General features: G+C 35.2%; 24 protein-coding genes and 1 pseudogene. 21 read left to right on the forward strand and 4 right to left on the reverse strand.

Annotated elements, in window-relative coordinates:
* The first annotated feature begins 325 nt into the window (after window positions 1–325).
* The 9 genes from ACZ11_RS06765 to ACZ11_RS06805 all read left to right on the forward strand — a co-directional run bounded on the left by ACZ11_RS06765 (window position 326) and on the right by ACZ11_RS06805 (window position 7,241).
* The gene (locus ACZ11_RS06765) at window positions 326–1,264 is read left to right on the forward strand and encodes an aminoglycoside phosphotransferase family protein (RefSeq protein ID WP_049664706.1); all 939 of its coding nucleotides are present in this window, start codon (window positions 326–328) and stop codon (window positions 1,262–1,264) included.
* Between the two features lie 183 nt (window positions 1,265–1,447).
* Window positions 1,448–2,239 carry a hypothetical protein gene (locus ACZ11_RS06770; protein WP_049664708.1) on the forward strand — a complete coding sequence of 264 codons (792 nt, stop codon included), beginning with the start codon at window positions 1,448–1,450 and terminating at the stop codon, window positions 2,237–2,239.
* 59 nt (window positions 2,240–2,298) lie between these two features.
* Window positions 2,299–2,829: a GNAT family N-acetyltransferase gene (locus tag ACZ11_RS06775; RefSeq protein ID WP_236690800.1), complete on the forward strand. Its 531-nt coding sequence runs from the start codon at window positions 2,299–2,301 to the stop codon at window positions 2,827–2,829.
* Window positions 2,830–2,893: 64 nt separating this feature from the next.
* Complete coding sequence (locus ACZ11_RS06780; RefSeq protein ID WP_049664710.1) at window positions 2,894–3,370, forward strand: NUDIX hydrolase; 477 nt, start codon at window positions 2,894–2,896, stop codon at window positions 3,368–3,370.
* Window positions 3,371–3,483: 113 nt separating this feature from the next.
* A complete protein-coding gene (locus ACZ11_RS06785) occupies window positions 3,484–3,957 on the forward strand; it encodes an 8-oxo-dGTP diphosphatase (protein WP_049667098.1) in 474 nt (157 codons plus the stop codon).
* A gap of 267 nt (window positions 3,958–4,224) precedes the next feature.
* Entirely contained in the window at window positions 4,225–4,815 is a 591-nt protein-coding gene (locus ACZ11_RS06790; RefSeq protein WP_049664711.1) for a histidine phosphatase family protein, read from the forward strand.
* Between the two features lie 177 nt (window positions 4,816–4,992).
* Window positions 4,993–5,595: a nucleotidyltransferase domain-containing protein gene (locus tag ACZ11_RS06795; protein WP_049664714.1), complete on the forward strand. Its 603-nt coding sequence runs from the start codon at window positions 4,993–4,995 to the stop codon at window positions 5,593–5,595.
* 148 nt (window positions 5,596–5,743) lie between these two features.
* Window positions 5,744–5,923, forward strand: coding sequence for a hypothetical protein (locus ACZ11_RS26920; protein ID WP_049664716.1), 180 nt, complete (start codon window positions 5,744–5,746; stop codon window positions 5,921–5,923).
* A gap of 340 nt (window positions 5,924–6,263) precedes the next feature.
* The gene (locus ACZ11_RS06805; RefSeq protein WP_049664718.1) at window positions 6,264–7,241 is read left to right on the forward strand and encodes a helix-turn-helix transcriptional regulator; all 978 of its coding nucleotides are present in this window, start codon (window positions 6,264–6,266) and stop codon (window positions 7,239–7,241) included.
* 75 nt (window positions 7,242–7,316) lie between these two features.
* On the opposite strand, the gene ACZ11_RS06810 is transcribed toward ACZ11_RS06805, so the two are convergent.
* Complete coding sequence (locus tag ACZ11_RS06810; RefSeq protein WP_049664719.1) at window positions 7,317–7,745, reverse strand: hypothetical protein; 429 nt, start codon at window positions 7,743–7,745, stop codon at window positions 7,317–7,319.
* Window positions 7,746–7,838: 93 nt separating this feature from the next.
* Between ACZ11_RS06810 and ACZ11_RS06815 the strand changes: the two genes are divergently transcribed.
* From ACZ11_RS06815 to ACZ11_RS06840, 6 genes are all read left to right on the forward strand, one after another.
* The gene (locus ACZ11_RS06815) at window positions 7,839–9,527 is read left to right on the forward strand and encodes an AAA family ATPase (RefSeq protein WP_049664721.1); all 1,689 of its coding nucleotides are present in this window, start codon (window positions 7,839–7,841) and stop codon (window positions 9,525–9,527) included.
* 382 nt (window positions 9,528–9,909) lie between these two features.
* Complete coding sequence (locus tag ACZ11_RS06820; protein WP_049664722.1) at window positions 9,910–10,428, forward strand: TetR/AcrR family transcriptional regulator; 519 nt, start codon at window positions 9,910–9,912, stop codon at window positions 10,426–10,428.
* Between the two features lie 177 nt (window positions 10,429–10,605).
* Window positions 10,606–11,028, forward strand: a complete 423-nt coding sequence (locus tag ACZ11_RS06825) for a DUF3995 domain-containing protein (protein ID WP_049664724.1) — start codon at window positions 10,606–10,608, stop codon at window positions 11,026–11,028.
* A 52-nt stretch (window positions 11,029–11,080) separates the two neighbouring features.
* Window positions 11,081–11,692 (forward strand): histidine phosphatase family protein, encoded by a 612-nt coding sequence (locus tag ACZ11_RS06830; RefSeq protein ID WP_049664726.1) that lies wholly within the window; start codon window positions 11,081–11,083, stop codon window positions 11,690–11,692.
* A gap of 90 nt (window positions 11,693–11,782) precedes the next feature.
* Window positions 11,783–12,640 (forward strand): D-alanyl-D-alanine carboxypeptidase family protein, encoded by an 858-nt coding sequence (locus ACZ11_RS06835; RefSeq protein WP_049664728.1) that lies wholly within the window; start codon window positions 11,783–11,785, stop codon window positions 12,638–12,640.
* Window positions 12,641–13,038: 398 nt separating this feature from the next.
* A complete protein-coding gene (locus ACZ11_RS06840; RefSeq protein WP_049664730.1) occupies window positions 13,039–14,304 on the forward strand; it encodes a polysaccharide deacetylase family protein in 1,266 nt (421 codons plus the stop codon).
* A 62-nt stretch (window positions 14,305–14,366) separates the two neighbouring features.
* Here the strand turns inward: ACZ11_RS06840 and gltS are convergent, their stop codons facing one another.
* Together gltS and hutG are read right to left on the reverse strand one after the other, a co-directional pair.
* A complete protein-coding gene (gene gltS / locus ACZ11_RS06845; RefSeq protein WP_049664731.1) occupies window positions 14,367–15,551 on the reverse strand; it encodes a sodium/glutamate symporter in 1,185 nt (394 codons plus the stop codon).
* Complete coding sequence (hutG, locus tag ACZ11_RS06850) at window positions 15,548–16,513, reverse strand: formimidoylglutamase (protein WP_049664733.1); 966 nt, start codon at window positions 16,511–16,513, stop codon at window positions 15,548–15,550. Before hutG ends, gltS begins: the two co-directional genes overlap by 4 nt.
* A gap of 140 nt (window positions 16,514–16,653) precedes the next feature.
* Between hutG and ACZ11_RS06855 the strand changes: the two genes are divergently transcribed.
* From ACZ11_RS06855 to ACZ11_RS06875, 5 genes are all read left to right on the forward strand, one after another.
* Window positions 16,654–17,541 (forward strand): LysR family transcriptional regulator, encoded by an 888-nt coding sequence (locus ACZ11_RS06855; RefSeq protein WP_049664735.1) that lies wholly within the window; start codon window positions 16,654–16,656, stop codon window positions 17,539–17,541.
* A 482-nt stretch (window positions 17,542–18,023) separates the two neighbouring features.
* Complete coding sequence (locus ACZ11_RS06860; RefSeq protein WP_049664736.1) at window positions 18,024–19,259, forward strand: acyl-CoA dehydrogenase family protein; 1,236 nt, start codon at window positions 18,024–18,026, stop codon at window positions 19,257–19,259.
* A complete protein-coding gene (locus ACZ11_RS06865) occupies window positions 19,256–20,032 on the forward strand; it encodes an SDR family oxidoreductase (protein ID WP_049664739.1) in 777 nt (258 codons plus the stop codon). The genes ACZ11_RS06860 and ACZ11_RS06865 overlap by 4 nt, the downstream gene beginning before the upstream one ends.
* Window positions 20,033–20,111: 79 nt before the next feature.
* On the forward strand, window positions 20,112–21,155 hold the full coding sequence (locus ACZ11_RS06870) for a phosphotransferase family protein (RefSeq protein WP_049664740.1): 1,044 nt from the start codon (window positions 20,112–20,114) through the stop codon (window positions 21,153–21,155).
* 135 nt (window positions 21,156–21,290) lie between these two features.
* On the forward strand, window positions 21,291–21,752 hold the full coding sequence (locus tag ACZ11_RS06875; protein WP_053093205.1) for a hypothetical protein: 462 nt from the start codon (window positions 21,291–21,293) through the stop codon (window positions 21,750–21,752).
* Window positions 21,753–23,482: 1,730 nt separating this feature from the next.
* On the opposite strand, the pseudogene ACZ11_RS24995 reads toward ACZ11_RS06875, so the two are convergent.
* Window positions 23,483–24,303, reverse strand: a pseudogene (locus tag ACZ11_RS24995) (IS4 family transposase); the annotation flags it as partial.
* A gap of 223 nt (window positions 24,304–24,526) precedes the next feature.
* On the opposite strand from ACZ11_RS24995, the gene ACZ11_RS06885 reads away from it, so the two are divergent.
* A complete protein-coding gene (locus tag ACZ11_RS06885; RefSeq protein ID WP_049664743.1) occupies window positions 24,527–25,147 on the forward strand; it encodes a response regulator transcription factor in 621 nt (206 codons plus the stop codon).
* The last annotated feature ends 502 nt before the right edge of the window (window positions 25,148–25,649 follow it).

Genomic DNA, 25,649 nt, shown 5'->3' on the forward strand with positions numbered 1-25,649 from the left:
ATTTAGAAGTGGTTGATTTGGATTACAAAATATTTTAGAAGAGAAATTCGGGAAACCTTTAAAGGAAATTATGCTTGTGTAGAAAAAGAGTTGGAGAAGTGAAATGGTACTGATTTTACAGACGGTTACTTTTTCAAATTCCATTGCTCTCGATAATGAATTGAAGTATGTCATAACGAGAAGTTTAGTGATCTTAATATGCTCTGACGTTTTTCAAAGAGTATTCAAAAAAGGATTACACAACCAAAATAACATAACATTGACAATCGTTCGACCGTATAGTATCATTTTCATTCTTATTCGTTGCGAGAAGGGTGGATTGACTTTGTTAATTGAAAGTGTGATAGACCACATATCGAGCCTTAAAGGGTATTCATCTATAAAAAAAGTCGAGAAAGGATACTCACCAGATAAAAAATACATAGTTACCGTCGGCCAAAATCAATACTTTATACGATTATCTGACATACAGTATCACGAAAAACGAACCATCGAATTTTCATTGCTTCAAGCATTAGAAAAACAAGGTGTACAAACACATAAAGCTATAGAATGTACTTTATTGATCGAGGCTAATCTTTCTGCCATGGTATTAAGCTATATTGAAGGATACCCTGCTGATGAATTCATTTCAAATCTTTCTGATGTGGAGCAATTTAAAATAGGTCTTGCTGCTGGGAAAGAATTAAGAAAAATTCATCAATTACATGTCCATGCCCCACAAACGATACACTGGGAAGAAGCTCAAAGAAAGAAATTCAGCTTTTATTTAAATGAATATAAAAAAGGTAGCTATCAACTGACGAAAGAGCATAAAATACTAAACTTTATTGAAAACAATTTCCACCTTCTTAAAGGTCGACCTATAACCTTACTCCATGATGATTTTCATCTGGGCCATATCATCGTTCTAAATAACACATACAACGGTGTAATTGATTTTAATGGCTATGATTTTGGTGACCCCTATCATGATTTTTATAATCTTTCTTTATTTAGCAGAAGACATAGTATCCCATTCTGTATTGGACAAATAAATGGCTATTTTACAGAATCCCCAGACGATACATTTTGGCGAATATATGCCCTTTATGCAGCGATGAATATCATCTCTACGATTGTGTGGACGAAAAAATATGATGAACAATCTTTTGATGATGCATTGCAAAGAATCCATCTCATTTTAGCAGATCATGACTATTTTAAATTCGATCAACCATTATGGTATAAGTCCATACCTATTGATAATGTAACAGGTTTATAAACGGTGATATGTTTGCTAGTGTGTATTTTTAAACTGAACTAATATTTATTAAATTTAGTTCAGTTTTTATTTATGAGCAAATCTATTCTTAAATTATAGAACTAACGGTGCAGATTAGTAGATGAAGGAATTATTATACAAAATAGAGTAATGTTGTGTGTTTAGGATGATTAGGAGGTATTTATGACGACAAATATTTTAAATATTCAAGAGGAAGCAAAAAAAATTGTAGAAAAAGTTGCTTATATTTATCAATATCATACAAGAGAGGATTTTATAGGTTTAATTGTCCACGGTTCCGTAGTAAAAGGTGGTATTATTCCGGGTTCAAGCGATATTGATTTTCATCTTTATTTGAAGGAAACGGCTTTTGAAAAACAAGGTATACTGCCATTGGAGTTATATCTAAAAATTCATCGAGACTTAAGCAAAATTGATACAAAACCATTTAGCTATATTCAATGTGAAGCATTAACAGATAAATTACCAGAGGGATTTGTTGGTCCAGTTCCTGGTACTTATCAAATTGTGGCTGGAAGGTTGCCAGTAGAAGAAGCATCAAATGAACAATTGAAGCAAACGGCATTACAATCATTAAATGATTTAACTGTTGTTCCCAAGTATTTTTCTACACTATTAGACCACGGAAAAGAGAGATTAACGAGAGTTGTACGTTTACTCAATACACAAGTTTCTCCAACAATATATCACGTCCTATCTATAGTACATCAAGATGCCATTGAAATATGGCAGTTGCCAAAAAATAAGGCAATACACTTATTACCTGAAGAAGAAATGAAAACATTTGCAATTCAATTTTATGAATGTGCTAAAAGGTATTACCCTGATGAAATATCGGTTAATGATGCTTTAGGTATGATTGAAATTGGTGCAAAGTTCTTCGAAAGTGTAAATCTCTGGTTCAAATTGAGAAAAACTAACGGAGAAGTTCTTAAAGGATACAATCAACCTTAAAAGTACAGTTGCTTTATAAGATTGTGAAAAAATGTACTTAAACTAACGGAGCAGGATTGTTGAAGAAAGAATTGAATATTTATAAAAGTGATTTATTGAAGAATAAGGAAGTGGAAATAACAATGAACTACATAATAAGATTAGCGAATGAAAACGACTTATCGGGTTTATGTGAAATTAGAAATAATAAAGATTTATTCACGAATTATTTAAAGCAATTTGCAAAAAGGGAAGTATATTTGGCAATCGCTGAACAAGACTCACTTATATTGGGTTTTGGAGTTCTTAAATTAAAAGGCTCTTTGCTTCCTAAATTAAGTGACCTATATGTAAAAGAGGATTATCGGGGCAATGGTATAGGTTCAGATTTGATTCGGTATAGAGAAAATATTGCAAAGAGTTTAGGACATTCTGAGATATTTGTGAGTGTTGACCCAATAGAAAATCCCAGAATGATAAAGTTAATTAGCAAGCACGGTTACGAACCTGTCTCTGACCCATATTTAAAAAAAGCCATATTTTATAATGATGATGGTACGACCTATAATAAAGCCTACACAAGAATTGATTTAAAGAAGTTGTTGAACTAACGGAGCAAGTTGGTTGAAGAAAGGTCAAATTTATTTTAAGGTTATTTTTGGGAGGGGATAAGCAATGAGGGCGCCTTATCAAGTTTTGGTATTTCCTTATATAATCACTGGCAATTCTATTGAATATGCAATTTTTAAGAGAAGTGATTATGGATATTGGCAGGGATTAGCTGGTGGTGGAGAAGAGGGTGAGACTCCTATTGAATCTGCTAAACGAGAAGCATTTGAAGAGGCTGGTATTACAAGAGATTATCCATATATTGAATTAGATTCTATGTCTTCACTACCAGTAGAAGATGTAGTTGGGAATTTCCTTTGGGGAGAAGACGTTTATGTATTAAAAGAATTTTCTTTTGGCGTTAAAGTTCCTACAAAAGATATATCTTTATCAAAAGAGCACCTCAACTACAAATGGTTATGTTTTAAAGAGGCAGTAACGCTTTTGAAATGGGATAGCAATAAAACGGCGTTATGGGAATTGAACAAAAGGTTATTAAATCGTATTAACACCAAGCAAAAGTTTTTGAAAGAAAATACTTGAGCTAACGGAGGCTTTACTTTCATAAGGGGTTGAGCCTTTTTCTACTTAAACTAAAGACGCAGGTTAGTCGAATAAGAAGGATATATATGGTGATGAAAAATATGGAGGGGATTATGAGCAATTCTATTAATTATAAAATATGGACTGTTTGTATGATTCAAAGTGAAGAGAAGGTTTTACTTCTGGATAGACAGCACGACAATTTCAAAGGATTTATTCCACCGGGTGGTAAAGTTGAGTTTCCTGAAAGTATTGTAGAGAGTGCTATCAGAGAAGTAAAAGAAGAAACCGGGTTAGAAGTTAGAAACCTCATTTATAAAGGGCTTTATGAATATGTTAATCCAGTCGCTAAAGATAGATATATGATATTTAATTACATAACAAAGGATTTCGAGGGTGAACTTTTGAAAGATGCTCCTGAGGGGAAAGCTGTTTGGGTAGATTTAGAGAACGCATATAAACTTCCAATGCAGACATCGATACGGAGAAGATTTCCTTTATTTTTTAAAGATGGAACATTTGAGATTCAAGTTGAATGGGACCACGATGAAAATAAAGAAGGGAAAGTTACAATACGTAACACATAAAGCTTCTTTTTAGACTAACGGGGGCAATTGTTCAATAGTGCGGTCGATTTTCAATAACGTCGAGGTCAGTTCAATACATATATAACTGAAGTTCTAGCAGATACAGTAAAAGACCGAAAATCCTATACATTAGGTGAATCAGAATTTATAAATAAGATATTAGAAAAAGTAATGGATTAAATAATAAATAAACGATGTTCTTATTCAATTAACAGAGCAGTTTAGTTTTATACTTTTTGGATTTAAAAGAGATAGGGGGAAAAAGACATGCAAATACTATTAATTCGTCACGGAGAATCGGAAGCAGATATTTTAAACGTACATGAAGGAAGAGCTGATTTTGAATTAACGGAGAGAGGTAGAAAGCAAGTGGGAAGTTTATCACAAAAAGTAAAAAATGACTTCCCACCAGATTTTATATGGGCAAGTACGTTAAAAAGAGCACGCGAAACCGCCGAAACTTTAGGACAAACTATTGGGTGCCCAGTGCAATTGGAAGAAGAATTAATGGAGTTTAATAATGGTGTACAAGCTGGATTATCCTTTGAAGAAGCGAAAAAGTATCCAGAGCCAAAATTTTTTCATGATCGTTTTGAAAATGGAGAATCATTCATAGAATTTCGAATGAGGATTGAAACGATATTTTCTAAGATTGTGACAGGAAATAAATATAAACGAATTGCGATTGTTGCTCATGGCGGGGTAATTAATAATATATTACGTGCTTTTTACCAAATGCCAATAAACATGGATTATTATTTTAAAATCGGAGATACAGGAATTAGTTTAGTTGAAATTACTGATAAGGAAAAGGTAATTCACTTTATAAATGATACGAATCATTTAGAGAATATATAGGATAAATTTTGATAAAAATTTTGTCCAGCCTTTAAAAAAACACGCTATTAGATCAATAATATCCCACCGTTTAGATCAATCTTTTTTTCAAAACGGTGGGTTTTTTATAACGCAAATCAACGTTTGCAGCATACTTTTAATCAAATTTTATTTCAAAGCTATGAGGAGGACATTTATATGAGGACAGATATAGATAATTGGGAATCAATCACCGTAACAGAAATATATAAGCTCTTTTCTACTATTCCAATTAAATGGGGTATTGCAGGGGGATGGGCTTTAGATTTACATTTAGGCAAACAGTCAAGGGTACATGATGATATAGATGTAATAATACTTCGAGAGGAACAATTGACTGTCTATAATCATTTGTCAGGTGATTGGATGTTATACAAAGCAGAGAATGGGAAACTTGTTCATTGGCAAGAAGGCGAGTTTTTAAAAACCACAAATGACATCTGGGTTACTAAAAGCAGTAGTTCTCCCTGGGCTTTTCAAATTATGTTAGTAGAGACAGAGCAACAATCCTGGATATACAGGAGAGAAAAATCTATTCGAAGAAGGTTAGAGGATATATTTTTAAGAACAGATGATGAGATACCTTACCTGAGACCCGAGATTCAACTCCTTTATAAAGGTGGTAGCTCAAAGGTTAGAGAAAAAGATTTTCAAGATTTACAAATTATGCTTCCATATTTACTGCCTGAACAAAGGGATTGGTTAAAAATTACTTTGAAAAGACAATTTCCAACTGGTCATTCGTGGCTTGATTATATCTAAGTGTGAAATATGATTCAGAACATAAATTGTACCAAATGTTAAGTGAGCTGTGTGGTAACAAACAACAAGATATAAAGATACTTTAATGTAAAATTGAGAGATTTAGTAAATAAGGTATTCCACTACTTAACTCTAAGGAGATATAAAATTGTACCAATTAATAAAAAAAGCACTTGAACCATACTCATTAGGGAACAAATCACTAATTATAGAAAAAGAGCTACACATAGGAAGTTGGAATAATGACCTACATTATAAAATAGTTGCTGATGGAAAAAAATTTCTGCAAGGTTCATTAAAAAGGAGCGTACCCTGGCTACTGCTATAATAAAACTATATAAAAAATGGTCAACCAGAAATATCTATGAACGAAGCAGATTAGTTGAATAAGCAGGTATATATGTAAGGTTGGAGAAGTGGTAATTATTTGCATGAAAAACATGCAAACTAAATATTCTTAACATAATGAAGGACTTCAATCACCAAGATTGAAGTCCTTTTTATCTACCAATGCGGAATTAACTATAAAAATAAAGTGAATTATAACAAAAGTATAGTATGTAGTGGTAATTATACCAATAAAATAGAAATTAAGTAGTTAAAAGGACTAATAGTGTCCAACTCTTTTTGTATAATAGAGAAGTAACTTTGAAGAGAGAGTGGGATATATGGTAGATTCACAACAAAACAAAGGCTATCGCGTCATTTCGATGTTCGACAGACTGATGGATGGTCAAGGAATTAACAAAAAACAAGAAGCATTTACACATAATGTTGGTGAAAAAACCATTCAACGGGATTTGAATGAAATTCGAGCGTATCTGGAAAAAGCTAAATTGGATTGCCATTTAGAATATGTGCGGACGGAAAATTTGTACAGGCTAACGAATAAAGGAGAGAGTATTTTATCGAAGGAGCAAGTTTTAGCGATTGTTAAAATTCTCATCGAATCAAGAGCACTGCTAAAATCAGAAATGAGCGATATTATAGATAAACTTATTTCGATTGTTGCGGCGGATAAGCAGGAATTTATTCACAATATTATTTTAAACGAAAAGCATTTGTACGTAGATTTAAATCATAAAAAGTCGCTACTGCATTTAATTTGGGTTCTATCAGAGGCGGTTCAAAAAAAGAAAATCATTAAAATTGATTATTTACGTGAAGGTGAAACAATTCCTACAGAAAAGATTTTAAAACCACTCGCCGTCATTTTCTCAGAATACTACTTTTATTTAATTGCTAATGATAATAAGAATGAGAAGGATTTGCCCATTGTTTATAGAGTAGACCGAATACAGCATTTTCTTGAGCTTGATAAAAAATTTCAAATTCCATATGCCGAACGTTTTCAAGAAGGAGAATTTCGCAAACGCATTCAGTTTATGCATGCTGGCGAGCTGATGCGAATAAAATTTATCTTTAAAGGAACATCTCCGCAAGCTGTATTAGATCGCTTACCAACAGCAAAAATAGTATCCGATAAAGATGGGCAATATTTATTTGAAGCAGAAGTTTTTGGACATGGTATTAAAATGTGGCTGCTGAGCCAAGGGGCAAACATTGAAGTGTTAGAGCCCATTGAGCTTAGAGAAGAGATCATTGAAACGATTAAATCGATGCAACAAAATTATCGCTACATATAAAAACAAAATAGAAGATAAAAATCCGCGTAGAAACTAATCGAAGCGGATTTTTACCGTTTAAGAATGAATTATATTTCAAAAAAGTCCCTCAAAAAAGGCCATATTAACATTATCTAAAAGCTTGTAATCTTTCATATAGCTTTCTTCGTATAAATAAACGAATAAATGTTTTGAGTCATCTAATCGTATGCCAATTTCACGGTTATCGTTAGTACGTAACGTTAACCAATAAGCCTCGTCATAATCTGAATTGGAAAAATAGACTTTTCGAAGCGGCTGATCTTCAAATTGCTGTATTATTAGATTGATTTTAGCTGCATCTGTAATTGTGATTGTTTTGTTATCAGAGGAACGGATCAATTCAATTTCATTTATTTGTTCAAGATCAAGTCGTTCAATTACCTCCTTATCAAAAGTTGAATCGCGGGTTAAAAATATTGTTGATACAAATAAAATGATAAGAGGTACTAGGATGCCAATAAATATTTTATATCTTTTTTTCATTTTATACTCCTTGAATTCTAAAAATTCGCGCATAGGTATTCTTTTCCACGCTATAATTAAGCATATACTGAATGGATAAAGGGTGGCAATCAAATGACATATAATCATGAAGAAAAAGATATATTATATCCAGATGGTACATTAATGTATCGTGGCGGTGTGAAGAAGAATGACTTTGGTCATGACGTTTATGATGGAAAGGGTACACTATTTGACCAAGAAGGTGAGCTTTTATTTGAGGGAGAATTCGTCAATCATATGAAGCAAGGTAACGGCATCATGTATTTAAAAGGCCAAATGATTTATCAGGGCGAATTTATTCAAAATAAAAAACAAGGTAATGGAATTTTATATAAGGATGGTCAGGTATATTACGAGGGGCATTTTCGCAATGATTTAATGGAAGGATACGGGATTTTGTATTATGAGGAAGATATTATTGCTCCATTTAAAGAGATTCGTGAACAGTATCCACATTTAAATCAGCCGCAATATGAGGGTGATTTTGTCCATGGCATGAAGAAAGGAAAGGGAAAACAATACTATCCAAGTGGTTTTTTTCAATATGAAGGTGATTTTATTTGGAATCATATGCAAGGTGCTGGAAAGCTTTACTATGCAGCAGAATCGCCAAGTACTGAGGAGCTCGCAAATGGTGTAACATCCCTTCAGTATGAAGGTTATTTCTTTGAGGATATGAAACATGGTAAAGGTAAGAACTATTCCAGACAAGGTGAGCTAGTATCTGAGGGACAATTTAAAGAGGATGCGATGACCGGACATGGTACTCTTTATTATGCTAATGGACAGGCTTCCTATATCGGAGACCTTGTAAATGGAGAAAAGCACGGTCGAGGAGATTACTTTAATGAAGAAGGAAAAATTATTTATAGCGGTGAATTCATTAACGGTGAACGATTACGAATAACACCAGAAATAGAGCGAGAGATTGAAAAATTACAGAAGCAGCTGGATGGACTTGTAGGACTTCCAAATGCCAAAAAGGAATTACATAATCTAATTAACTTCATAAAAATCCAAAGTTTGCGTGTCGACCATGGTTTAACAAGCTTCCCAATAACATATCATCTAGTGTTCTCTGGAAATCCAGGTACAGGAAAAACAACAGTGGCGCGTATCATAGGCCAAATATATAAGCATCTTGGTGTACTTTCAAGCGGGCATTTTGTGGAAACAGATCGTGCAGGCTTAGTAGCAGGATATGTTGGCCAGACAGCTTTGAAGGTCCAGGAAGTTGTGAATAAAGCAAAAGGTGGCGTACTTTTTATAGATGAAGCCTATTCACTGATCAATGATAAACAGGACGCATTTGGTAAAGAAGCGATTGATAGCCTATTAAAGGCGATGGAGGATTTACGAGATGATTTAGTTATTATCGTTGCTGGTTATACAGAGCTCATGGAGGAATTTCTGCTTGCCAATCCAGGATTTAAATCCCGCTTCAATCATTTTGTGCAGTTTGATAATTTTAGCACAGATGAGCTTTACGATATTTTTGCCATGCTATGTAAAAATAATGATTACCAGTATGGTGACGTATTTGCACATCATATGAAGGAGCAATTGCATCAAATTCCGGTCGAATCAATTCCAAACTTTTCGAACGGTCGATATATACGAAACATATTTGAAAAGCTCGTGACTATTCAATCAAACCGTTTAATTCAACAGAAGTCGATTACAAGAAAAGAATTAATGGAGTTTACAGAGAAAGATATTTTACTAGGTGTAGCAGAACATCTATTTGATAATACATTTTAACTACTTTCAGCGATTGTCTTTAGTAGCGACAGCTACGAGTGTTTTCTGTAGTTGTCATTGAGGTCAAGTAATCAAAAAAACTTGGCCTTAGCTGTGAATAAATATGAATCAATAATAAAAGTGATTTTAACCCATAGTCAAACGTTCTTTATTTAAGAGGAATTGACAAGTAACCAAAAAAAAGGAGATTAAAGATGAAAAAACTTTTAGCGATTATATTAGTAGGTGCATGTATTTTACCAAGGGTCATGACTATAAATGTAACGATCAGCAATAACATTAAAGTTCCAAAAAAAATAAAAGAGTAAATAATTGACAAAAAATGAAAGTGGTAGTAATCTAACGAAAAACATACGCTACCGTATCTAAGTGGAGAGAAGTTATGCAATTAACGAGAGAAAATTGGATAAAAGCAGGATTACAACAATTAGCTGATGAAGGAATACATAAAGTTCGCATCGAAGCACTTGCTCGATTACTAAAAATAAGTAAAGGGAGCTTTTATCACTATTTTCGTGACCATCAAGAGCTGTTAGATTCTATGCTTGATTATTGGGAAGTACATGCTACAAAGCTGATTGTTCAAAGTATGGAGCAACAGGATGCATCGTTAGAACAGCTATTCCAAGTTAGTTTCAATCGAGATAAAAAAATGGAGATTGGAATTTATACTTGGGCAAAATATGATCCTGTTGTTGCAGCACGTTTAGTGGATATTGAAGAACAAAGAATTTCTTGTGTTGCGAAATTGTATCAAAAAAAGGGCATAGACAATGCTGAATCGATTGATAGAGCGAGACTTGCCTATTTAACGTATGTAGGATGGATGACAAGGTTTGAAGAAAATCCTAATTTTGAAATTGATAAAATGGTGAAGCTTTTAACTTCTTTCAGCGGTTGACCAAATATCCACCGAAGAAGTTAAAGCCTCCGGCAGATGTCACGGAATTATGCCGAGACATAATTAATTACATGATTATAAACGTCCCTAATATGGTTATAGAGCCTGAAGGGGCAAAGTTTTCACTAAAACATACGGTGGTGTATGTTTTAGAATTGCGACATTGGAGGAAAGTATATGAAATCAATTTTACCATTAATAGCTGTAGGGTTTCTGTGGTTTATCAGTTTTTTGCATATGTACTGGGCTTTTGGAGGTCGATGGGGTTCTTCCGCTGTGATCCCAGTAAAAGAGGGAGAGCATAAACCTGCATTTACTCCAAGAAAATGGGGAACATTATTCGTTGCCATTCTTATTCTACTGGCTAGTATCATAATAGTTGTTCAAGGTGATTATTTGCAGAGCTTTCAAGCAAATAGTCTATCTAAAATCGGAAGTATTGTCTGTGCTATAGTTTTTACTATTCGGGCGATTGGTGATTTTAAATATGTTGGGGTTTTTAAAAAAATAAAGCATTCACAGTTTGCTAAATACGATACTTGGATGTACAGTCCATTATGTTTGTTCTTTGGATTTATCTATATCATTCTCTTGTTTTAAAATGAGAGAAAGTAGGGAGAAGGCTAGGGAGAAAGTATAGGGGGAAACAATATTGAACCAAACGATCTACATACTTCGTCATGGTGAAACTGAATTTAATACACAAGGACGATACCAAGGAGAGCTCGATTCTCCATTAACAGAAATGGGTGTACATCAAGTACAACAAAATGCTTTAATGCTAAAAAGTTTAATTGGAAATCCAAATGAATGGAAGATTTTTTCGAGTCCATTAGGAAGAGCCATGCAAAGCACGGAAATAATTTGTGAAACAATTGGATATGATTTGAAGAATGTTGAAAAAGATAATCGTTTAACCGAGGTTGCTGTGGGACAATGGGCTGGGTTAACAACGAAAGAAATCGAAAGTTCTTGGCCCAATCTTTTTCATAACACAGACATGTATAATTGGTATTTTAATGCACCTAATGGAGAAGCTTATGACGCGGTAGTGAATAGACTAAGTGCTTGGCTAGGAGACATTCAACATCTACCGAAAGTTATCGCTATTTCACATGGTCTAACAGGTCGTATTTTACGAGGAATATATGCGGATCTGAAAAAGGAAGATGCACTGAAGTTAGAAGTATCTCAGGATGTATTTTTTAAATTAGCGAATAAAGACATAACGAGAATTTGTTCTGATTTCGATGATTTTTATTAGCATCAAACAAACCTTAAGAATTTCGTCATAAATTTCCTACAGGAATATTCATAAATGCCTCCTATTATAATGTGTGGGGGGCGTTTTTTTATGAAAAAATTTGTCTTATTTTGTTTTATATGTGCAGCTGTATTCTTTTTTTATTATACAAATAAAACACCGGAACAAACGCAAGTAGAGCTACCTTCGTTGCATAGTAAAAATGCTATGTTGTTGAATGAAAAAGGAGATGTATTATTCGAAAAAAATGCAGATGACATTATTTATCCTGCATCATTAACGAAAATTATGACTGCGATTGTTGCCATTGAAATGAGTGAGGATCTGCAGAAGCAAACAATCGTTACACCACAAACGATTTCTAAATTTACTGCTCAAAATGCCTCCATGGCGGGCTTTAAGGCAGGAGATTTTGTTACGATAGAGGATTTATTATATGGCACATTGCTTGCTTCAGGGGCAGATGCTACAGGAACACTTGCCGATATGATGACAGGTAGTGAAGAAGCATTTGTAACATTAATGAATAATAAAGCACAGGAGTTAGGGCTGAACGATACCCATTTTGTCAATGCCAGCGGATTACATGATCCCGCTCATGTCTCCAGTGTCCGTGATATAAGTAAGCTATTTCGTTATGCCATTAAAAATCCTACGTTTTATCAAATCTTGACTTCGAAAAGTTATATGACTCATGTCCCAAATGAATTAACGATAACAAGCTCGCTTTTAGCGAAAATACCAGGTGGGGAAGGCGTGATATTGGGAGGGAAAACGGGCTACACACCTGAAGCTGGGCTTTGTTTAGCCTCTATTATCGAAAAAGAAGGTAAACAATATATTTTCGTTACAACTAATGCGAATGGGCAGGCTTGGATCCCACCATTCCATATTGACGATGCTCTTATGGCGTACGATGCTATAGGAGGAAAAAATATGAAAAAATAATAACTTTTAAATCATTTCAAACGTCTTATTAATAGGGTGCACTGCTCAAACTCCCAAAAAAGGCGTCTTGGGAGCCTTTGACAATGAAAGTTAGCAAAATTGCTAACACGATATTCATTGGGAATATTCGGATTTAAAAGGGGAGGTGTTACTTATTAAATAAGTGATTTCTGCGGGGGAATTTTGATGAAGAAAAGGCGAATTTTTTTTTAGCATCAACAAACAATTTAACAATATGCCGTTAATCCTAGCTACCCAAAAACGTAAATTTATTAAAGAAAAAAACTAGTTGATTCCTACTATTTCCTGGAATAATCTATTATTCTATAATTAGAGTCGAATCCTATACAAAAACATATGAGAAAAGACATCTGTGATGAAAAGGTCGGTGTAGAACAATGAAAAAACTTTTTCCCTATGCTATTATTTTGACATTTTTAATCAGTTTTGTGTTTGTTGATACTGCTTTTGCAAAAGCCGAGAGTACATCCGTTATCCAATCAGTCGTTAAAGACACAGCAGTTTATGTAGAACCTTCCGTAGAAAGTACCGAAATCGGTAAAGTAGCGAAAGGTAGTTATGTAACCGCTACACCTGTAAGTAAGGAATGGACTCTAATTAAAGTGCAACAGCTAGAGGGATATGTAGAAACGGCTGCATTAGTAAGCATTACATCTGAAAAATATTTAGTGACGCAAAAAGGCGGAACAACTTTATTTACATATCCTAGTCCAAGTGCACAAAAAGCGGGACTACTTAATGAAAACAGTATTATCTTTGTATATGGATCAGCACCTGAAGGTTGGTCATTTGTCCAATATGGTCATCAAACAGGCTATGTTGCAACAAATTCTTTAAAGAAACCTGTTGCGACAAAAAAACGAGTAAATGCTACTAATGGTGCTGTGCTTCGTTTAACTGCCAGCCCAAGTGGCGAGGTTCTTGGTACGATTGCCAATAAAACAGTCGTTCAGCAATATACGACGCTAGTTGGCTGGGCCTATGTAGAAGCAGGTGAACAAAAGGGCTATGTTAAAGCTTCAGAGCTGGAAAATATCCAAATACCTGGTAACAAAGTATACAATAAAGGTGTACCAGTAGCGAAAGGGGAAAAGAAGCGTGTGGCTTTAACATTCGATGATGGGCCAGATGCAAAAGTTACCCCACAAATTTTAGCGACTTTAAAGAAATATGATGCAAAGGCAACATTTTTTATGGTTGGGCAAAATGCCTCTAAAAATTCAGCAATCGTAAAGAAAGTTTATGAGGCTGGCTATGAAATAGGCAATCATACATGGAACCATTCAAAGTTAACAACCTTATCGACAGCAAATGTTAAACAAGAGGTTGATCGAACTAGCAACGCTATTTATGCAGCAATCGGTCAATATCCAACGGTTTTCCGTCCACCATATGGTGCAACGAATGATAAAGTTCGTTCTGTCATTACGACGCCTTCTATTCTATGGTCAATTGATACGCTAGATTGGAAGCATCATAATGCTGATAAAATATTAACGTATGTGAAAGCATCAGTGAAAGATGGCAGCATTATTTTAATGCATGATATTCATCAAACGACAGCAAACGGTTTGGAAAACGTAATTCTGTACTTGCAAAAGCAAGGCTACGAATTTGTAACTGTTAGTGAAATATTACAATAATCTATAAGCGAATAAAAGAAGCCGTGCAACTGTCTAATCATGACAATTGCACGGCTTCTTTATTATTTAAATAAATTGATAGTCGTTATAATAATTGGAATACCGAATACGTCGATTAAAAACGCTCCTACAATTGGTACTACAAGAAATGCTTTTTTAGATGGACCGAAGCGTTGGACAACTGCTGACATATTGGCCATCGCATTTGGTGTTGCCCCTAAACCGTGACCAGCAAAACCGGCAACCATTACCGCAGCATCGTAATTTTTTCCAAGAATCTTAAACAATACAAAAATACTAAATACGACAATGAAGAATACTTGTGCGAAAACAATGATGAATAGTGGAAGTGCTAAATCCGCAATTTCCCATAATTTAATACTCATAAGCGCCATTGACAGAAAGACACCTAAAGTCACATCACCGATTAAAGAAATGCTTTTCATATTAATCGCGTCAGGTTTTATTTTATCCATAATATTGCGCACTAGTACAGCTACAAACATTGCACCAACATAGCCAGGTAGTACGAAGCCAGTAGCTTCTGAGAATAATGTTCCAACATATGTACCTACAGCCATACAGAACGTAATTAATACTACTTGTGTAAAGAATGAATCGGATGTAATTTGTTCGTTTTTATTTTCATAATCAACTTCTTCAGTTTCTTGTTCATCAGGCGTTAAATTATATTTACCGACTAAGTACTTTACAATAGGACCTCCGATTAAGCCACCAGCAACTAAACCACATGTAGCCGCAGCCGCACCGATTGTCATGGCTGATGAAATACCTAAGTCTTCTAATGTTTGTCCAAATGCTGCAGCGGCACCATGACCACCTTCCATAGAAACAGCACCAGCCATCATACCGATTAATGGATGAATACCCATTAGCTTTGCAAGGGATACACCAATAACATTTTGCATTAATGCTAGGAAACCACAAGCCAACCAATATATAATTAATAATTTTCCACCAAGCTTCACAAGTTTAAAGCTTGCTCCTAAACCAATAGTTGTGAAGAACGTAATCATAAATAAGCTTTGTAATGACGTATCAAGCGAAATTTCTAATACGCCAGTTGTTTTTAGAATAGTTGTCAATGCGGCGAATAGTAAGCCTCCAACAACAGGTGCTGGTATACAAAAACGTTTTAAAAAACCAATTTTATTTATGAGCCATCCGCCCAATGCGAATAGTGCAACTGCTAGAAATACTGTTGTAATTTGATTAATTTCGATCATGAACCATGTCTCCTAAGTAAGTGATTTAGTGCTTCATAAACAAAATAAGCACCTAATTTAACTGTGCGTCCGTTTTCATCCAGTGAAGGATTTACTTCACAAATATCAAAAGAATGTGTATTCGGGTGCGAAGTTACTTTTTGAATTATCGTGCGCACAGTTTTTGAATCTAGACCAAACGGTGATGGGGCACTAACACCAGGTGCAAATGCAGCATTTAATACATCCATACAGAGCGTTAAGAGAATATAATCATGGTTATTCATAAATTGCTGAAGATCCTGCATGATTTCCGCATTATTTTCTGGCGCCATATTATCTTCTAACACATAATTCACATTCAACTCATCGGCTTTATCAAACAGCTCTTTTGTATTGCCATAACGCTGTATGCCTAAAACAAAATAATCGGCATGTGGATCCTGTTCTAAAATCTGACGGAACATTGTGCCAGACGATGGCTGCTCATCGTAAGGTCGTAAATCGAAATGAGCGTCGATATTAACTATCCCAATTTTCGCATCTTTAGGTAATGCTGCACGAACGCCTAAATAATGTCCGTATAGTGTTTCGTGTCCACCGCCAAGTACGATGCATTGTAGTTTTTTATTTAGCAATGTTTTGACAATTTCACCGAGTTCACGCTGTGCTTCTTCTAGCGCATGGTTAAGGCAAAGAACGTTGCCAACATCTAAAATCTGCTGTTCATCATTAAATGTCCAAGGTAAGCTAGATAATGCTTCACGCAGAGCATTAGGTCCACTCGCTGCTCCTACACGTCCCTGATTACGACGTACACCTTCATCACAAATAAAGCCAACAATTCCGGCATGCTGATTATCTGAAGCGCTTACATCATTAATAGGAATTCTTTTCACTTTTTGATGTAAACGAAAACTGCTCGTATTGGTAGTAGAATCTATACGACCTTTCCATTGTTTTTGATCTGTCATTGTATACATATCTTTATCAACTCCATTTACAATATTATTGTAGTGAAAATATTGTTTATGAGTAGATTATATATTCACATAATTATAATATCTAATATATAATTATTATTGATCTATAGTTTAAAACTATAAATAAGGGGGATCTTGTTGTGGATATTAAACAATTACAATATTTTATTGCAGTTGCGGGGCAAATGAATTTCTCGAGGGCGGCTGAAAAACTGCATATTTCTCAGCCTTCTCTAAGTAATGCTATTAAAAAATTAGAACAAGAAATTGGATCACCTTTACTTGAAAGAAATACGAGAAATCTTCAATTAACGGAAGCAGGCGAGCTTTTATATGAACGAGCAAAAGTTATATTGAAAAACATGGAAGTTTTAAAAATAGAAATGGATGAGGTAATTGTACGTGGCACAAGCGAAATAACGATAGGGGTTATGGAGTCGATTATGCATTGGCTACCAAAAGTCATTACGGAGTATAAAAAGGAATATCCACAAATGATGATTCATCTAGTAGATATTTTAGGAAGTAAGCGTGTCGAAAAATCCCTCAAAAGTTATAAAACCCATTTAATTATTACAAATCAGATCATGGATGATGAAGAACTAGAAGTTAACTGCATATATGAAGAGCGACTTGTAGCCGTTTTACCATTAAATCATCCATTAGCGGCGAAGGAGAAACTGACCATCGCTGATTTAAGTGATGAGCCATTTATTATTAGTACAGAGGGCTTTCAAACGAGACATGATATTCTAGATGCATTTGAAAAGGCTGACCAAAACATTAATATCCAATTTGAAATTGAACGTTTTGAAACGGCTGTATCTCTCGTTCGTGAAAATTTAGGGATTACCATTCTACCAGAAAATTATTTAAAAGGTCCTACAGCAAAAACTATTGCACAAAAAGAAATAGACTGTCCCAACTTACGACGAAATGTTTATGTAGTGTATTTAAAAAATCGACATCTTCCTTTGGCTATTCGTCAATTGCTTACTGATATTATAAAGATAGGTGAAACGCTTTAGGATATGGAAAAACTTAAATGAGCAAGGTTGAAAAAAGCAATCGTATTCCTGATTATGTTACGTAGAAAAGTGAAGTGAAGATTGATTTGATTGAGAAGAGTAACTTCTTTGAATGAGAAGTTACTCTTTTTTTTATCCTACTTATCGTTTTTTTAGACTTACCAAGAAGAACTGGCTCATCGGACGCCCCCCAAGAAAGCGCCCAGTCGGAACGGAAATCAACCACACGTTATGTAAAAAACGCTATTCTGATCTGACGATACATATTATGGAAAAATAGTTTTTCGAATTGAATTATATTATTGTAATGAGATTTTATATCCACTCAAAACAATATCTTAAGTATGAATTTTCTTTATAATTCAAATTTTTGTTTAATAGACATTGATTTACAAGAAATATAGCGGTAACATTTAATGTAAGAATAAAAATGAATATTCATTCATTTATCATTTTGATGTTCAAATAAAGGGGGCTTTTTTATGAACTTTTCTTATAGCGAAAAAGTAGTAGAACTTCAAGAGAAGCTGACAAATTTTATGGAACAATACATTTATCCAAATGAGGCAGTGTTTGCTGCACAGGTAGAGGCAATGGAGGATCGTTGGGGAGCGATTCCACCAATTATGGAGGAATTAAAGCACAAGGCAAAAGAAGCGGGCTTATGGAATTTATTTTTGCCGGATAGCGAATATGGTGCAGGTTTGGCGAACTTAGAATATGCACCTTTATGTGAAATTATGGGACGCTCTTTACTTGCTCCTGAAGTGTTTAATTGCAATGCGCCAGATACGGGAAATATGGAGGTGCTTGTGCGTTACGGCTCAGAACAGCAGAAAAAACAGTGGTTAGAGCCGTTATTACGTGGAGAAATACGTTCCTGCTTTGCAATGACTGAGCCTGCAGTCGCGTCAAGTGATGCAACTAATATCGAAGCAAGTATTGAACGTGATGGCGATTTTTATATTTTAAATGGACATAAGTGGTGGACAACAGGAGCTGGGGATCCTCGCTGTAAAATCGCAATTTTTATGGGAAAACATAAAGATTCTACAGCGCCTATCCATGAGCAACAGTCGATGATTTTAGTGCCTATGGATACACCTGGAGTAAAAATAGAGCGTATGCTTACGGCATTTGGCTATGATCACGCACCTGAAGGTCACGGTGAGGTGACATTTACTAATGTTCGAGTACCTGTTGAAAATATATTGTGGGGAGAAGGAAAAGGCTTTGCAATTGCGCAAGGACGTTTAGGGCCAGGTCGTATCCATCATTGTATGCGTCTTATTGGAGCCGCTGAACGTGCATTAGAGGAAATGTGTGTGCGTGTACAGGGGCGACACGCCTTCCATCGACCACTCGCAGACCAAGGTGTAATGCGTGAGCGTATTGCGGAGTCCCGTATAGATATTGAGCAGGCAAGACTACTAACGCTAAAGGCAGCGTATATGATGGATACAGTAGGAAATAAAGAGGCGAAAGCAGAAATTGCTATGATCAAAGTAGTGGCGCCAAATATGGCATTGCGAGTTATCGACCGAGCAATTCAAGCATTCGGTGCTGCTGGGGTAGGGACTGATACGACGCTTGCGGCACAATGGGCAAATTCTCGAACATTACGATTAGCAGATGGACCAGATGAAGTGCATCGTAACACTGTTGCCAAGCTGGAGCTGAAAAAGCATGCTAAAAAACAAGAGGAGCTGGTTAAATGACAGTACTAGATTTATTTAGCTTAAAGGGGAAGACTGCCATCGTAACAGGGGGAGGACGTGGTCTTGGAGCCCAAATTGCACAAGGCTTTGCTGAAGCAGGTGCTAACATTGTACTGTGCTCAAGGAAGGTCGAGGCATGCGAAGCGGTAGCCGCAGAATTAGCTGAATTAGGTTTACAAACATTAGCTCTTGCCTGTGACGTTACAAAGCCAGAGGATATAGCGAACGTAGTGTCAAAAACGCTTGAATCATTCGGCCGAATTGATATTTTAGTAAATAACAGTGGGGCGTCTTGGGGTACTCCAGCTGTTGAAATGCCGTATGAGGCTTGGCAAAAAGTCTTCGATGTTAATGTCAATGGTACATTTTTAATGAGCCAAGCTGTTGGCAAAATAATGCTAGAACAAAAGAGTGGAAAAATTATCAATATCGCTTCGGTTGCAGGGCTTGGTGGTACATTACCTGATTTCATGGATACAATTGGCTATAACGCAAGTAAAGGCGCAGTCATCACTCTAACAAAAGATTTAGCCGTAAAATGGGGGCCATATGGCGTCAATGTGAATGCGATTGCCCCAGGATTTTTCCCAACAAAAATGTCAAAAGTCTTAATTGAGCGTGGACAAGATTATTTAATGGGAGTGACGCCGTTAAAGCGATTAGGATCTGAAAATGACCTAAAAGGCGTAGCATTATTTTTAGCTGCGGCTGCCTCAGATTATATTACGGGGGATGTCATAGTTGTAGATGGCGGTATGAGCTCAATCGTTTAACTTCTTTCAGCTACAATTATTTTCTGTAGCGAAGCGTCAGCAACAATTATGCCGAGGTATAATTGATAGGAGGGGTACAATGGATACGATACAAGTAAGGGCAAGTGAACGTATTGATGAAGTGAAATTACATTCATTTTTAAAGAGTCAATTTCCGGAGTTACCAGAGGGGAAGCTAGAAATTTCACAATTTAGTGCTGGACATTCAAATTTGACTTATTGCCTAACGGTAGGTGAATTTGAAGTCGTTCTTCGTCGACCTCCACATGGGCCAGTCGCCAAAAAAGCGCATGACATGAAACGAGAGTTTACTATTTTATCAGCATTACATCCATTTTTGGCTGCTGTACCAAAACCTTATGTGTACGTTGAAGATCGAGAGATTATCGGCAGTGATTTCTTTTTAATGGAACGCAAAAAGGGTATCGTACTTGACACTCATTTTCCATCAGGTACTGAAAATACAGAGGATTTAGGACGACTCATATCAGAAATGATGGTTGATTCACTTGTAGCTCTTCATGCAATACCATATAAGGAAACGAAGCTAAAGGATATGGTGAAGCCAGAAGGATTTATGGAACGACAAGTACATGGATGGATTGAGCGCTATGACAAAGCAAAAACAGCAGAGCATGCTGAAGTATCAGCGTTGACAAAGTGGTTAAAAGATCATGTACCTTCTGATCATGAAGCAACTATAATTCATTATGATTACAAGCTTAATAACGCCATGTTTTCAAGCGATTACACTGAAATGATTGGTCTTTTTGATTTGGAGATGACAACTGTAGGGGACCCATTAGCAGATTTAGGCGTGGCCATGAGCTACTGGATGCATGCAGATGACCCAAAAATGCTTCTCTACGCATTTGGAGAACCACCAATAACGACTTTACCAGGGTTTTACACACGTCAGGAATTCATTAACCGATATGCAGAGAAAAGCGGGCGTGATGTATCAGCCATCGATTATTATATTACATTTGCCTACTTTAAATTAGCTGTAATATGTCAGCAAATCTATTATCGATACGTGAATGGTCAAACAAAAGACGATCGTTTTGCACAAATGGATAAAATGGTCGCTGCACTAATTCATCAAGCTTCCAAGGCACTATAAACTATGGTATAAATGACGGTTGCTTGTAAAGCAGCCGTTATTTCATGTTAAAAACTTTTTTGTCAATGAAATTAAGGTGCTGTATTATATAAAGTAGGGCTTTTCCTCAAAACGTCCAGATTTTAGGAGGCTGAAATGGAATTAAATTTGAGTGTAGAAAGTAAAGTGAAAAATAATGATATAAAAACAATGATAGGGTTTCTACTCATATTTTACTTTGCGTGGACAATTAAAGAATTATGGTTAATCGACTACATTTATTCGTTCGGTGAAATTATCTCTCCATTATTAGAGGCGTTGGTTAAGGGGTTCGTATGGATTGTTCCAACGTGGTTATACATAAAATACTATTTACATACTAACCCATTTGACTACTTAAGAATGAACGCTAATGTTAAGATGGGTTTATTTTGGGGAGTAGTTCTTTCACTGTTAATTGGCTTAAATTTTGCTTTTGAAACTTATATCATTAAACAGCAATCATTTCAATTTTCATTATCTATTGATGATTACCTAAATGGGTTTTTAATGGCTGGGATTGAGGGTTTCGTCACGGTCCGGAGTACTGATAATGACTTGTGTAATATGATGGCATGATTCTCTATCCGAAAGCCATTAAGATGTCTGCTGTGCGTATGATGTTTCCCATATGTGCATATTCCTTAATCACCTGCTGCACATAATTTGTCGGTTCGTATTGTTCGATAAAAGAGATATAATCCAGATAGACGTAAAGATCTTTTTTGCAAGTTCGAGAGTACGGAAATTATTCATACCTTCCAATTGTGTAATTACCTTCACTATTTTCATAATATCTCTATATAAAAAGTCAACTTTTCATTTTAGAGTAGTTATGAGAATAAGGAAAGTATCTTGTTCAAATCGAAGTAACTTTTGTAATGTCACCTCAAATGCTTCTTCGGATTTTTCACTATTGCGTATATAAATAACGTATTGGTAAACGGAATTTTCTTGCATTGCTACGATACATACAACAACGAACAAATTTCCAATACAATTGAAGAACTTTCTACAGGCTTAAATGCGACAGCTCAAAGCATTAATTGCTGTTTTCATTGAGATGGTGCGATTAACGAAATGACCAGAAAGTCAAATTAGTGTGTTTTAAGTAAAAAGAACAACAGTAAAATACTTTGTTTCAACGTGATATCGGCTGTTGTTGGCAATTGTTTTTTTATTATAATGGATTAAAAGCATAATTTACAGAGAAATCTAATCTCACCGAATATGCTAACAAGCATTAAAAAGAGGTAACCACAAAATGATATGAGTTTGCCCTTTTTGCGTATGTCAGGAATGACCCTCACTCTACCAATCGCTCATGGCACTAATGAATGTGTTAGTAGCTCAGAGAAATGTTCATCGAATTTTAATTTCCACATTTAAAGTTCTTACCTTATATTCCTATAATATGGTATATTTGTATTGTGTTTTATATAAAGGTAAAAGTGATAATAATATCTATTCGAATTGGATAGGCTTTAACATGTTTACAAGAAAACATTCAAGATAAAGTAATTATTGTTATGACTACGTACCACAATGTAAAACTTAAGAAAAAAGAACTTTGGTTCTTTGTTTTTGTAAATAGCCTTATTGAAAATGCTAAGATAATTGAAGAGTTATCTAACTAATAAGGTAATCCTTCAAAAGACTTTTGAAGATATACACAGTTATTTCTAATAAATCTTTTGCTTCATATAAGATTTGAAAAAGAAATACAGAAATTGGCACAGCATTTACATGATAGTATTTACAAAAGCAACTTTATATTGCTAGGGAACTGGAATTAATTACCAAAATCACATTAACCAAAGAAGGTGGAGAAAAGCTTTCTTCATCATTTTATGGTAAATGCTTTCTGGGGCTACGTGCTTATTGCGAGGAGCTTTGCCCACCTCTAGGATACGCATGGATTGTATATAGCGTTAACGAGATTAATAAACTAAACAAGGAGCGTGAAGATTTTCAACTAAACAGTCTCTTAGAGATCGAGTTTACTTACCTTCTAAAAATGAAGAGCGAGCAGTATTCAGGTTTTTCAAGAACTACTAAGTAATGATCTAAAAACATTAAGAGGCTTCAGTCGTTGCTTTAAATCTCATTAATAGACAGAAGAGGTTTTAAATTTATTATTACACTACCGTCGCATAAATTTTAACTGAAATTTTAGATTATATAGCTCCCTTTTTAGAGGAAAAGCGAAGATATGTAAGTAGGGGGAGTGAACATCCATATTTTCACTATAAGCTTTGACTAGGGCAATAGAACATAGAACCCTTTACGGGAAGCTCTTTCCTTTGAAAATGCAGCTCATTGCCTTTTGAATCGAGCACCTTCAGTAGACGAAATACATTTTCAGCACGATTTTTCGGTATGCCAATGACAACCATTTCATCTGATAAAACTGTGGTTTCCTCTGGCAATTTGAAGGTTTCAATTGCTCGTGTCACCGCGTTTTTTCGCAAGCGGGATACGAAGAAATATATATCATCCGTCATGCGGTCGAATCGCTCATAATCCAAGTAGCCACGATCAAATACGTACATGCATTCATACTTTATCATCGACCAGAACTTCAAGCTGCCCACGATCATCTTCTACCGTATTTGTGAGCAACGCTTTGTAGGGATACGAACAGCCTTCTTCCATAAATACCAGGCGTAAATGAAGCTTCACGCCCGATTTCGATTAGCGGAACTTGGCACACTTATGGTTATTCAAATTCAGTGATAACGTACTAGAATCAATAATTTTCAATGGTGTTGTTGTTTTTCGGTGCTGCTCAAAATTGGTTTTTTGACGAATTTGCGCGACTAAATCGAGATAATGGGTCTGAAAGAAATCGGTTGGTATTTTATTCAATCGACGTCCTACCTGCGAAAAGCTAATCGATTCGAGATTCGTTGTGTGCTGAAGCTCTTCTGAAAACATAGAGTCACTCAATGCACACAAGCTTTCTGTTTCGTGCAGCTGCGCATACAGTAGTAATTTTAGAAACCAAGCGATATGAAATTTCTTTGTATAGTAATTTAATTGATGGTTTTCAACGTATTCATGCATTTTTCTGCTGAATTGGTGAAAGCCATTGTTCAAATGATGTTTTCGTACCTGGAGTATATTGCAGAAAATTCAGTCTAAATATTGACGGGTAATTATTTTTATGCGACTCTAGTGATAGTATTATGATAATAGGAAGTGTTTTAATGTCCCATTAGCTTTAAGAAACGATTCATACTTAAAGGAATTTAAAATAGCGTATTTTAACTTAATGGTAGTATTCATTTTGAGTCTGGTAATAACGAGGGAACCAAGATTTTCATTGAAATGTCGAAAGGTTATGAAAATATATGATTAAATTGTTAATAGTTGATGATCATCCTATCGTATTAGCGGGAACTAAGAAATTGTTCGATGATGTAAAAGATATGGATATCCGAACTGTATCAGATAGTAAAATTGTAATGTCCATTATTGAGCAACAGGAGTTCGATATATATTTATTAGATATAAACATGCCTAATTTGAGTGGGATAGATTTAATTAAATTAATAAAAAAAAGACAGCCAAATGCTAGGATTATTCTTTACACAGGCTATGATATCAGAGATTATTATTCACTAGTAATTGAAAAAAATATCAACGGTATATTATCGAAAACTGCGTCTAAAGAGGAGATTCTTTACACAATACGTTTAGCTATGCATAACCGATTAACAATGCGTAGCGATTTCTTAGATTTTATAAAGTCAGTTTTTATTTCTAAAAAAGATTACAAAGTCGAACTTACAGAAAAGGAAAAGCAAATTTTAAAATTCCTAGTAGATGGATATCCAAATAAAGCTATAGCTTCTGAGTTGGATGTTACTCAAAGAACCGTTGAGCGTTATTTGACACAACTGTTCACAGTACTAAAAGTTACTTCAAGAATAGGGGCCGTAGAATTAGCAAAGGAACAGGATTTAATATAATTGATGATGAATGGGTAGCATCTCTAGTTTATTGACCAATTTATACACGTTGATTAGAGAAGGTGGCAAGTAAGTGACTAAAATGTTTAATTATGTACGTGTATTTGGTATAGACTAAGAATAAAGGTCCCAACATGTTAGTTATATTGGATCTGAGATTGGGTGCTCTGAAGCGGACCAAGCCAAGGACCAATCATCGCTCTTTTCCCAAGTGCTTTATCGAAAAGTAGTTCTGTAGTAGAAGTCTTTACAGTTGGTTTAAAAGGAACCATGAGTTGGATGGTTATTCTGCATACGACAATCTACTTGATGGCACATTTTCATCTGTTGAGCACATGTGCGACGTTATTGGCTGAAGGCCGATAGCAAAAACGGCAAAACTGGCGTGGATAATTGTAATTTACTGTATCACTTAGAAAGTCAATTAGGATCTTTCATCAGGTAAACGTCGAAAAGGAAGGACAAAACATTCAAAGTCGATTGTAAGTTTCTAAAATGGGTA

The sequence above is a fragment of the Lysinibacillus xylanilyticus genome (assembly GCF_001183605.1).
In the GTDB taxonomy this organism is placed as follows: domain Bacteria; phylum Bacillota; class Bacilli; order Bacillales_A; family Planococcaceae; genus Lysinibacillus; species Lysinibacillus xylanilyticus.

Bases quoted from the DNA above. Each gene is read 5' to 3' on its own strand.
- ACZ11_RS06770 (WP_049664708.1), top strand. From the start codon at position 1,448: ATGACGACAAATATTTTAAATATTCAAGAGGAAGCAAAAAAAATTGTA.
- ACZ11_RS06780 (WP_049664710.1), top strand. From the start codon at position 2,894: ATGAGGGCGCCTTATCAAGTTTTGGTATTTCCTTATATAATCACTGGC.
- ACZ11_RS06785 (WP_049667098.1), top strand. From the start codon at position 3,484: ATGAGCAATTCTATTAATTATAAAATATGGACTGTTTGTATGATTCAA.
- ACZ11_RS06790 (WP_049664711.1), top strand. From the start codon at position 4,225: ATGCAAATACTATTAATTCGTCACGGAGAATCGGAAGCAGATATTTTA.
- ACZ11_RS06795 (WP_049664714.1), top strand. From the start codon at position 4,993: ATGAGGACAGATATAGATAATTGGGAATCAATCACCGTAACAGAAATA.
- ACZ11_RS06805 (WP_049664718.1), top strand. From the start codon at position 6,264: ATGGTAGATTCACAACAAAACAAAGGCTATCGCGTCATTTCGATGTTC.
- ACZ11_RS06810 (WP_049664719.1), bottom strand. From the start codon at position 7,745: ATGAAAAAAAGATATAAAATATTTATTGGCATCCTAGTACCTCTTATC.
- ACZ11_RS06815 (WP_049664721.1), top strand. From the start codon at position 7,839: ATGACATATAATCATGAAGAAAAAGATATATTATATCCAGATGGTACA.
- ACZ11_RS06820 (WP_049664722.1), top strand. From the start codon at position 9,910: ATGCAATTAACGAGAGAAAATTGGATAAAAGCAGGATTACAACAATTA.
- ACZ11_RS06825 (WP_049664724.1), top strand. From the start codon at position 10,606: ATGAAATCAATTTTACCATTAATAGCTGTAGGGTTTCTGTGGTTTATC.
- ACZ11_RS06835 (WP_049664728.1), top strand. From the start codon at position 11,783: ATGAAAAAATTTGTCTTATTTTGTTTTATATGTGCAGCTGTATTCTTT.
- ACZ11_RS06840 (WP_049664730.1), top strand. From the start codon at position 13,039: ATGAAAAAACTTTTTCCCTATGCTATTATTTTGACATTTTTAATCAGT.
- gltS (WP_049664731.1), bottom strand. From the start codon at position 15,551: ATGATCGAAATTAATCAAATTACAACAGTATTTCTAGCAGTTGCACTA.
- hutG (WP_049664733.1), bottom strand. From the start codon at position 16,513: ATGTATACAATGACAGATCAAAAACAATGGAAAGGTCGTATAGATTCT.
- ACZ11_RS06860 (WP_049664736.1), top strand. From the start codon at position 18,024: ATGAACTTTTCTTATAGCGAAAAAGTAGTAGAACTTCAAGAGAAGCTG.
- ACZ11_RS06865 (WP_049664739.1), top strand. From the start codon at position 19,256: ATGACAGTACTAGATTTATTTAGCTTAAAGGGGAAGACTGCCATCGTA.
- ACZ11_RS06870 (WP_049664740.1), top strand. From the start codon at position 20,112: ATGGATACGATACAAGTAAGGGCAAGTGAACGTATTGATGAAGTGAAA.
- ACZ11_RS06875 (WP_053093205.1), top strand. From the start codon at position 21,291: ATGGAATTAAATTTGAGTGTAGAAAGTAAAGTGAAAAATAATGATATA.
- ACZ11_RS06885 (WP_049664743.1), top strand. From the start codon at position 24,527: ATGATTAAATTGTTAATAGTTGATGATCATCCTATCGTATTAGCGGGA.